Source organism: Nitrosomonas halophila, from assembly GCF_900107165.1.
Classification (GTDB): domain Bacteria; phylum Pseudomonadota; class Gammaproteobacteria; order Burkholderiales; family Nitrosomonadaceae; genus Nitrosomonas; species Nitrosomonas halophila.
Map to the genome: position 1 here is coordinate 21,392 of NZ_FNOY01000035.1, position 8,363 is coordinate 29,754.

An 8,363-nucleotide genomic window follows, 5' to 3' on the forward strand; every position below is an offset into this window, starting at 1 on the left:
CGGGCTAAGCCAGCAGCCTTGCATAGTGACCGCTCATGATGTCGTAACATTCGCAGGAAGCTGCTTCAAGTCTTTTCCGGTCAAGAATAACAATCTTACCCCGGTTATAGCTGATAAGCTTTTTCCGTTGGAGCATACCTGCAGCGATGGTGATGCTGCTTCTGCGCACGCCGAGCATGTCAGCAAGGTATTCATGTGTGAGATAAAAATGATCAGCGTGTGCACGATCATGCGTCATTAACAACCAGCGTACCAGCCGTGGCTCAACCTTATGGAAATGGGAGCAGGCGCCGTTTTGCGATAATTGCGCTATCTGTATATACAGATAGCGGTTAAATATACGCAGCAAGTTGGTGCTGTCGCGCAATTCCATCTGGCACTGCGCGACAGTCATTCTTAACGCAGTGCCAGCACCTTGCACTACTGCACGCATTGGTGCGGTTTTGACGCCCAATGCGAGTGTTGCGCCGAGCATACCTTCGTTACCGATAAGCGCTGTTTCCAGTGGTTGATGATCGCCAATCTTTATCAGCAGTGAGATAAAACCGGAAAGCGGGAAGTATACACTCTGAAAAGGCTGATTGGGTTCACACAAAGTAGTACCGAAAACCAGCTCTACCGGCTCGCAGCATTTTAAAAATTCATTTCGTTCCTTGCGTGGCAACCGCTCAATCAGTTGGTTGATAACTTGTGCCGCTTCCGCCGCAGACATTTAAATACCCTGTTGTAATAGCATAAAGAAAGCTAACAAATTAAATAGACAGTGCGAAAAAGGTGCTGGGAAATCCAAAAATAATGAAGCTTAATCGACAATTACATTATTGTCTGTTCGCTAAGACACAAAGGGTAGGTTAATAGAATGCTTGAGAAAAGAACTAAACAAGTTGTTCAGCGATATAGTGTAGGCGGTGATTAAGCTACAGCCATTTTCCGAACTAACTTAGTGTGGATACTTGTAGGGTAGCAGGCGGTTGGTCTCTTTTTTGACGACGGCATAACATTCGCAGCACAATTGTTCAAGTCTGGGCCGATCTAGTATCTTGATATGCCCTCGATTGTATTCGATTACGCCAAGTTTCTGTAACTTTCCAGCTGCTTCGGTGACACCTTCGCGGCGCACGCCGAGCATATTGGCGATCAGTTCCTGAGTCATTATCAATTGATTGCTTGGCAAGCGGTCTATCGAAAGCAGAAGCCAGCGGCATAGTTGCTGATCAATTGAGTGATGACGATTGCACACTGCCGTCTGAGCCATTTGTGTGATCAGGGCTTGGGTATAAGCGCAGCATCAGTAGTAAAAGCTCGCCATGGCGATTAAACTCATCCATAAACTGTTGTCCCGATAGCCGGTATGCATGACCAGCGCTTTGTATAATTCCCCGGCTGAGAGTGCTTTGACCGCCCATGAATAAAGTGACGCCGATGATGCCATCGTTCCCTACCACTGATATTTCCGCCGAAGCGCCGTTTTCCATCATATAGAGCAGCGATACGATGCAGTCGGTCGGGAAATAAACATAACGCAAGGCATCCCCAGATTCATACAAAACCTTGCCAAGCGGTAGCTGCACAAGTTCAAGATGAGGAAATAGACGCCTCTGAATTTCCGCAGATAAAGCGGCCAGAAGATGGTTTTGTTGTGGTTCGGGGGATTTGTGCATATGTTTCCAGCCCATGTCTGAATAGAGGATTTGTTAGCGTAACCCAAAGAGTACTTCTTCGCTACTTTCCTTGTGATCGTAAAGCGAGCCCTATCCAGAGAGAGTATTAACTCCAGTCATTCTTGGAAAATAAATGCGTGATGCGGTAACGAAAAACAGGAAACATGAGTTCTGACTATGTGTGCGCCACCGCACAGACTTAACGATCTATAACATATAGTCTTATAAACAGTGGGTTCCTGCCAAAAATTACTGGAGATACGATAATGCTCGAAATCATTGCGATAGTTTTAGTAGTTCTGTGGGTGCTAGGGCTGGTTTCATCGACTTCCATGGGTGGGTTTATTCATATTCTATTGGTCATAGCAGTCATCGTGATTCTGGTTCGTGTCATTCAAGGCAGAAGATAGCTTGCAAAACTGGAATGTTGGGTTACGGTTTCGGAAAAATTAGCCATTATTTTTAGAGGAGAGCGAGATGGGCTCATTGAGAATTGTAGCAATCATACTGATCATCGCAGGTGTTTTGGCACTTGTATATGGTGGTTTTAGTTTTGTCACAGAGACTCACAGGGCTGATTTGGGGGCGCTGAGCTTATCGGTTGATGAAAAGCAATATATCAATGTGCCTGCTTGGGCCGGCGTCGGCGCGATTCTAGTTGGCGGGATTCTGCTGGTTGTAGGCAGAAAAAGCTAGATATCAAAACCTGATACCGAGAAATGAAAGATACATAACCATCTATTTATGCGATTTAGTCAGCGCAGCAATTCTGGTGATACCTGCTTGCGGTCAATCACAAACAGGTACCGAAAAAGAAAGGATAATGTGGATGATGTATTTGATCAGCAACTTGGTGAGGAAATCCTTGATGCTGGGGAAGACGCGAGTGATAAGCTTGAAGAAATTGGCAAAGACATCAAAGACATCAAAGACATCAAAGACATCAATGATAGCGTCAAAGATGCTGCCAATTAGCATGTACCATAATACATTTGCTTATCCTGATCTTTGGCAACACAGATACTGAGTCATGCATAAGCAGGTTATTTCCAAGTGCTGATAAACCAGAGGAGAAACTCATGGACTATGCAGGATTATTGATTTTTATTGTAATCGGTGCAGCAGCAGGTTGGGGAGCTGGAATTTTGATGAAAGGAGGGGGATTTGGTCTTCTGGGTAACATTATTGTTGGTGTTGTCGGTGCTATTGCAGGTGGTCTCTTGTTCAGTCTATTGGGGGTTATCGGCTCAATAGTAACCGCTATAGTCGGGGCCGCAGCGTTGTTGCTTCTGGTTTGGGTGATCACGAAATCTAAGAATCAAGCATGAATTGATTAACATAGGAGATGCATCATGAGCACGAAAGAAGCATACAAACAAAAGTTGGAAGCTGAAGTGGAACTGGCGCAAGCCAAACTGGCAGAATTGAATGCTGAGGCGAAGGGTTCTGCGGCCGATACCCGAATCAAATATGATGAGCAGATAGGGGACCTTGAGCATAAAGTTGAAGCTGCGAAAACCAAAATGAAGGAACTGGGTGAAGCAAGCGATGATGCATGGGAGCATCTTAAGGATAGTGCAGAGAACGCATGGGATAAATTAAGTGAAGCTGTACGAGATACTGCTGCAAAGTTGAAAGATAAGTTTAAAAATTAGTGCTGGATTTTAGCACTGGATTTGTCTGATCAACGGTGTGAAATGTGTGATTTTGGCATGTGCAGGGTAAGCATGCGGCATTGCTTTATGTGGATGTGCCATGTCATCGTGTGGCTACCATCGCCATGCGATGTGCTTGCAAAATAATCTGATACACGCCGAAGCAAATCTCTTTAAGTTTGAAACTCCGATTTTCAACGATAGTGTACCGGTCTCTCCTATAGGCGCGCAGCACCGTGGCCATCGTGATAATGATGCTTAGATGCTTCCTCCATGGGGGTGTTTGTATAGCTCGCCAAGTTGTGCTACGTGTTCCCATTAAACCGTAAGTTGAAATATCGTGAATATATTACTTCCAGTACCCGAGCGTGAACAGTCCCCGGGGGAAGAGATCGCGAACAGCGTTAGCCATGGCATTGGGCTGGTCGCGGCACTCGTGGGAACCCCGTTTCTTATTATGCATGCAACTCGACACGAAGACACAGGGTTCGTCGTCGGTGTGAGTCTCTTTGCGGCAACCATGGTACTGCTTTACCTTGCTTCCACTCTCTATCATGCTCTCCCGAGAGGCAAGGGCAAGCGTGTGTTTAAGATTATCGAGCACTCTGCTATCTTTCTACTTATCGCCGGCACCTACACGCCGTTCTCACTGGGAGTGCTGCGTGGCCCGTGGGGCTGGTCGCTCGTTGGGATCGTCTGGAGTCTTGCTGCTGTCGGGGTGGCAATTAAAGCGTTTGATAAGATGCATAACCCGATCATCTCTGCCAGTCTTTATCTGCTCATGGGGTGGCTTATTCTGATCGCAATATATCCGATGTATACCCGCATGCCTTTATCTGGTCTTCTGTGGCTGGTTGCAGGCGGCGTGGCTTACACTATCGGTGTATTTTTCTTCGCGACCGATTCGCGTATTCGATACGGTCATTTCATCTGGCATTTGTTTGTAATGGTGGGCACTGTATGCCATTACTTTGCAGTGTTCTGGTACGCGGCTGGTTAGCATGCACGCGACGGCGAGCACCAGCGGCAGGCGAAAACGCACTGCATCCAGGCTGCACAGGGCTTCATAAGCATAAACCTACCAGTTGTCTGTTTGCCATCTGGCCAGCGCGATTGCGCCCGGCAGGCCAAAGGCAGGGGAACCGGGATCAGCACAGATGCGGTGGCAGCGCGGGCTTTTGCCGGTAATGCGCATTTTTTAAAGGAGTGGCGATCATGCTTGTCATCAGTAATCGTAATTTGAAACAGGAGTTTGCCAGAAGCGGGATGGGCAACGAAAATGCTTTCGGTGAACAGCTGAACAACAAGGGGCCCAATGAAATCCGGTTGGCAAACGCCCACAAGGCGGCAGGAAAGTGGAAGCTGGAGCTGGTTCAGGAATCCAGATCGCATCGTGCCGGCTTGCCGAGTAAGACACAGTTTTCGGCGGTTCTGGATCGCTGCAAGGCGCACAACAAAAACTGCTTGTTCTACGTGCATGGCTATAACAAACCATTTGCCGAAACGCTCGAGCAAGGCTGGCTGTTGCAGGAGCGTTATCAAGTCGAAGTGGTACTTTTTTCCTGGCCGTCCAATACCGGCGGTATTCCAATCAAGGAATACAAGGCTGTCAAGCGCGTGGCCCAGGTGTCTACAGGCGCATTGGATAATGCGTTCGAGAAACTGGCTGCCTACTTGGCAGTGCCGTTCAATCGCGAAGCGTTGCTCGAATGTGATGTCTCCCTCAACCTGATGACCTACAGCATGGGGAATTTCCTGTTCCAGAATTATGTGCAGGGCACCATATATGATGGTGAAACGCGCATGTTTACCAATGCTGTGCTCTGCCAGGCAGACTGTGACAACGAAGGGCACCGAAAGTGGGTGGAGGATATCCAGGTCGGAAAAAGAATTTATATTACGGTCAATGAGAACGACAAAATTCTCGCTTGGTCGGATGCGAATTTTCAAAAAGACCGGCTTGGTCGAACCGTCAGGGCGTTGAATGCGGCGAATGCAATCTATGTTGATTTTACTGCGGGAGTGAATGTCGGCAAGACGCACCAGCTATGGGGCAAGGACACCAATGATACGGTCAGGCACTTTTTTGATCATGTATTGAACGGTCGGCGAGGCGAAGAGACGACAGGACTGGATTACGATTTGCGTGTCAACGCTTTCCGGCAGTCGCCGCACTAAAGGCATGGTGCATTTAGGGTCTACCAACGTACACTGCGCATGGCGGCTCTCGTACTGAATTGTGCGCAGGATACATCGCATGTATTCTGCTGATACTGAAAATGGTTCAGAGGCAGACAGCCTGCAGCATTTCAAGGAAGGAATGAGATGACGCAACATGAATTCCATGGCATCACCGTGGAATGTATTCAGGGCAATATCGCGGACCAACCCGACATGGAAGCCATCGTCAATGCTGCCAATGCGATGTTGCGTATCGGCGGCGGGGTGGCCGGGGCCATCCATCGGGCGGCGGGCCCTGGTCTCGAGGCAGAGTGCCGGAAACTGGCGCCCATCCAGCCTGGTCAGGCGGTCATTACCAGCGCGCACCAGCTGCCCAACCGTTATGTCATCCATTGCCTCGGACCGGTCTATGGCCTCGACATGCCTTCGGACCGGCTGCTGGCTGCGTGTTATCGCCACGCCTTGCAGCTGGCCGAAGCGCATGGCATTAAGTCTGTCGCATTCCCTGCCATCTCGACGGGTGCATTCGGCTATCCATCGGAAGCGGCTGCAAGGATCACGTTGACAACAATTTTCGATGAATTGCCGCATCTTTCGGCCGTTACGCATATTCGTTTTGTTTTGTTTACGCTCGCCGACCATCAGCTGTACGAGCGCATGCTCGACGAGTAAGCGGCAACATGACCCAACACAAGGGTCCACGCAACCTGCATGAGGCAATCTTGGGATTTCGGTTGACTGCCATTATTGCTATCCGGATGGTAAAAAAGGATTAAGTGATTGATTTCATGTTTATCCAGTTGGCGACAATGTGGCGGCGTGCACCGGGATGGTGGCTGGCGGCTGGATTGTCCGTCGTCGCGGCCTGCTCGACCACAGATGACAAACGGCTGCCTGTTTCGGGATTGACGCAGACTGGTGCGCCCTCTGCGCATGCCGTTCAGGATGCGCGTTTGCGGAATTTGATGCGCGAAATCGACCACTTGATGTTCGAACGCATGCGCACCGAGCTGGAAATCGACCAAGCGCGCCGCCGGAAGGCAGCACAGATCGGGCGGATTGCACAGGAGATGGCGCAAACAGTGGCTGGAATTACCAACAGCCTGTCGCGTTTATCACTTGAAGCGGATCAGCGGGCCATGTTTCTGACCCTGGCGGATCAACTGCAAAACGAGATCGGGACGTTGAAGACCCAGGCCGAGCACAATTACATCGATGCGATACCAGGCACCCTGGAGCGCATTGCAACAGTCTGTACCCAGTGTCATGCGTTGTTTCGTGAAACTGCTGATGGGCGCGCGCACTGACCAGACCATATGACAAAGGCAAGATTACTGAGGGTTGAACAAGCAAAGGTGGATGACTGATATGTCAATGACAGACCATGGCGCCAGATTGCGCTGGCACTGTCTCGCACTGATCGTGGGCTGGGGATTGTTTGCGTTGCCAGTACAGGCCGATGAGCCGGAACTGAAGGCGCTGATACTTGAGTTGAAGTCCCATGTGAAGCAGCTGACCGATCGTGTCTCGATTCTCGAACAAGCACTGGAGCAGGAAAGAAGCAAGCGGGAAAAGGCCGAGGCAGAGATGGCCAGGGTGACTTCCCGGCCGGCAGAAGTCGATCAGACCGAGGGGGGGCAGGGTTGTCACGGGTGGCTCAGACCAGACCGGCGTGCCGGAGGCGGGTGTTCCCGCAGTGGAGCAACCAGTTGTTATGGGAGATGCGAAGGGAACGTTCAAATTTCCTGGAACCGATACCTCCCTGGGATTCGGTGGTTATGTCAAGTTGGATGCGATCTACAACAGCGCCAGTGCCAGGAGCGACCGCTTTACCGATCAATTGTATTTTCCCGGTTTGGTGCCACTCAAAGGCGAGGGCCAGCGCAACAAGCTGGCGTTCAGTCCGCGGGAGACACGGCTTTGGTTCAAAAGCCTGACACCCACCAGGTGGGGCGATCTCAATACCTATGTGGAACTGGATTTTTACGCTTTCCAGTCTCCCGGCAATCAGGTCGTTTCCAATTCCTATGCACCCCGAATGCGGCATGCCTTCGGCACGTTGGGACCATTTCTGGCAGGCCAGACCTGGTCGACGTTTATGCATGTAGGCGCATTGCCCGAGCTGCTTGACTTTGGCGCACCAGCCGGGCGTGTATTCATCCGTCAACCGCTTTTACGGTGGACGCAACCGCTAGCACTCGGAGATATGGAGGCCGACATTCAGCTGGCTCTGGAGCAGCCAGAATCGGTTCTGACTGCGCCCGACGGAGAAACCCTGGAGATGGATAACGATCGGGTACCGGATACGGTGGTGCGCCTCAATCTCAACCCTTCCTGGGGCGCTTTGTCTCTAGCTGGCATGATGCGGCAGATCCGCTATAGCGATCACTCTGCCAGTTCACAGGCATGGGGTGGTGCTTTCAGCATCAGCGGCAAAGTCAGAACGTTCGGCTTTGACCATTTCAGTTTTCAGGCCAGCTACGGTAATGCCTTGGGGCGTTATACTTCCTTCAGTGCCTTTAACGATGGCCTGGTTGATGCGCAAGGTTCGCTGCGGTTGGTCAATGTATTCGCCGGTTTCGCAGCCTATCAGCATTGGTGGAGTCCCACCTGGCGCTCAAGCGTCGCCTACGGCTATGCGTTCGCCGACAATCCCGCGCTTGCGCCGGATACGGCCAATGACTGGGTGCAGTCCGCCCATGTGAATTTACTCTGGAGTCCTTTCATCCAGACGACTTTCGGATTGGAGTATATGTACGCTACGCGCAGAGTTTTGGCTCCTCGGCAGAATTTGTGGGTAACCGAAAGCGCCTTTTGTAAGACCATGGCCGGTGATAGTGGAGCACCCCGCCCAATCTCTGAGAAG

12 protein-coding genes and 1 pseudogene are annotated in these 8,363 nt (G+C 50.5%); 10 read left to right on the plus strand and 3 right to left on the minus strand.

Annotated elements, in window-relative coordinates; translation table 11 throughout:
• Positions 1 to 4 precede the first annotated feature (4 nt).
• Both BLV85_RS09000 and BLV85_RS09005 read right to left on the minus strand, forming a co-directional pair.
• Positions 5 to 712: a Crp/Fnr family transcriptional regulator gene (locus BLV85_RS09000; RefSeq protein WP_090414429.1), complete on the minus strand. Its 708-nt coding sequence runs from the start codon at positions 710 to 712 to the stop codon at positions 5 to 7.
• 228 nt (positions 713 to 940) lie between these two features.
• Positions 941 to 1,661 (minus strand): annotated as a pseudogene (locus tag BLV85_RS09005) (Crp/Fnr family transcriptional regulator).
• Positions 1,662 to 1,927: 266 nt separating this feature from the next.
• Between BLV85_RS09005 and BLV85_RS14880 the strand changes: the two are divergent.
• From BLV85_RS14880 to BLV85_RS09045, 9 genes are all read left to right on the plus strand, one after another.
• The gene (locus tag BLV85_RS14880; protein WP_143032315.1) at positions 1,928 to 2,071 is read left to right on the plus strand and encodes a lmo0937 family membrane protein; all 144 of its coding nucleotides are present in this window, start codon (positions 1,928 to 1,930) and stop codon (positions 2,069 to 2,071) included.
• A 67-nt stretch (positions 2,072 to 2,138) separates the two neighbouring features.
• A complete protein-coding gene (locus BLV85_RS09010; protein ID WP_090414431.1) occupies positions 2,139 to 2,357 on the plus strand; it encodes a hypothetical protein in 219 nt (72 codons plus the stop codon).
• A 129-nt stretch (positions 2,358 to 2,486) separates the two neighbouring features.
• The gene (locus BLV85_RS15195; protein WP_176973987.1) at positions 2,487 to 2,636 is read left to right on the plus strand and encodes a hypothetical protein; all 150 of its coding nucleotides are present in this window, start codon (positions 2,487 to 2,489) and stop codon (positions 2,634 to 2,636) included.
• 104 nt (positions 2,637 to 2,740) lie between these two features.
• Positions 2,741 to 2,989 (plus strand): GlsB/YeaQ/YmgE family stress response membrane protein, encoded by a 249-nt coding sequence (locus tag BLV85_RS09020; protein ID WP_090414435.1) that lies wholly within the window; start codon positions 2,741 to 2,743, stop codon positions 2,987 to 2,989.
• A 24-nt stretch (positions 2,990 to 3,013) separates the two neighbouring features.
• Positions 3,014 to 3,316 carry a sll1863 family stress response protein gene (locus BLV85_RS09025; RefSeq protein WP_090414437.1) on the plus strand — a complete coding sequence of 101 codons (303 nt, stop codon included), beginning with the start codon at positions 3,014 to 3,016 and terminating at the stop codon, positions 3,314 to 3,316.
• Positions 3,317 to 3,656: 340 nt separating this feature from the next.
• Complete coding sequence (trhA, locus tag BLV85_RS09030) at positions 3,657 to 4,316, plus strand: PAQR family membrane homeostasis protein TrhA (RefSeq protein WP_090414439.1); 660 nt, start codon at positions 3,657 to 3,659, stop codon at positions 4,314 to 4,316.
• A gap of 215 nt (positions 4,317 to 4,531) precedes the next feature.
• Positions 4,532 to 5,494, plus strand: coding sequence for an alpha/beta hydrolase (locus BLV85_RS09035; RefSeq protein ID WP_090414440.1), 963 nt, complete (start codon positions 4,532 to 4,534; stop codon positions 5,492 to 5,494).
• A gap of 147 nt (positions 5,495 to 5,641) precedes the next feature.
• A complete protein-coding gene (locus BLV85_RS09040; protein WP_090414443.1) occupies positions 5,642 to 6,169 on the plus strand; it encodes a macro domain-containing protein in 528 nt (175 codons plus the stop codon).
• 116 nt (positions 6,170 to 6,285) lie between these two features.
• Positions 6,286 to 6,804 carry a hypothetical protein gene (locus BLV85_RS09045; RefSeq protein ID WP_090414445.1) on the plus strand — a complete coding sequence of 173 codons (519 nt, stop codon included), beginning with the start codon at positions 6,286 to 6,288 and terminating at the stop codon, positions 6,802 to 6,804.
• A gap of 64 nt (positions 6,805 to 6,868) precedes the next feature.
• Here BLV85_RS09045 and BLV85_RS14885 read toward each other — a convergent pair whose 3' ends face one another.
• Positions 6,869 to 7,147, minus strand: a complete 279-nt coding sequence (locus tag BLV85_RS14885) for a hypothetical protein (RefSeq protein WP_143032316.1) — start codon at positions 7,145 to 7,147, stop codon at positions 6,869 to 6,871.
• Between the two features lie 64 nt (positions 7,148 to 7,211).
• Between BLV85_RS14885 and BLV85_RS09050 the strand changes: the two genes are divergently transcribed.
• Positions 7,212 to 8,363, plus strand: a 1,152-nt coding sequence (locus tag BLV85_RS09050; protein WP_090414447.1) for a DcaP family trimeric outer membrane transporter, incomplete at its 3' end; no start/stop codon positions are given.

Coding starts and splice junctions, on each gene's coding strand:
- BLV85_RS09025 (WP_090414437.1), top strand. CDS start 3,014: ATGAGCACGAAAGAAGCATACAAACAAAAGTTGGAAGCTGAAGTGGAA.
- BLV85_RS09010 (WP_090414431.1), top strand. CDS start 2,139: ATGGGCTCATTGAGAATTGTAGCAATCATACTGATCATCGCAGGTGTT.
- BLV85_RS14880 (WP_143032315.1), top strand. CDS start 1,928: ATGCTCGAAATCATTGCGATAGTTTTAGTAGTTCTGTGGGTGCTAGGG.
- BLV85_RS09035 (WP_090414440.1), top strand. CDS start 4,532: ATGCTTGTCATCAGTAATCGTAATTTGAAACAGGAGTTTGCCAGAAGC.
- BLV85_RS09020 (WP_090414435.1), top strand. CDS start 2,741: ATGGACTATGCAGGATTATTGATTTTTATTGTAATCGGTGCAGCAGCA.
- BLV85_RS09000 (WP_090414429.1), bottom strand. CDS start 712: ATGTCTGCGGCGGAAGCGGCACAAGTTATCAACCAACTGATTGAGCGG.
- BLV85_RS09045 (WP_090414445.1), top strand. CDS start 6,286: ATGTTTATCCAGTTGGCGACAATGTGGCGGCGTGCACCGGGATGGTGG.
- BLV85_RS09040 (WP_090414443.1), top strand. CDS start 5,642: ATGACGCAACATGAATTCCATGGCATCACCGTGGAATGTATTCAGGGC.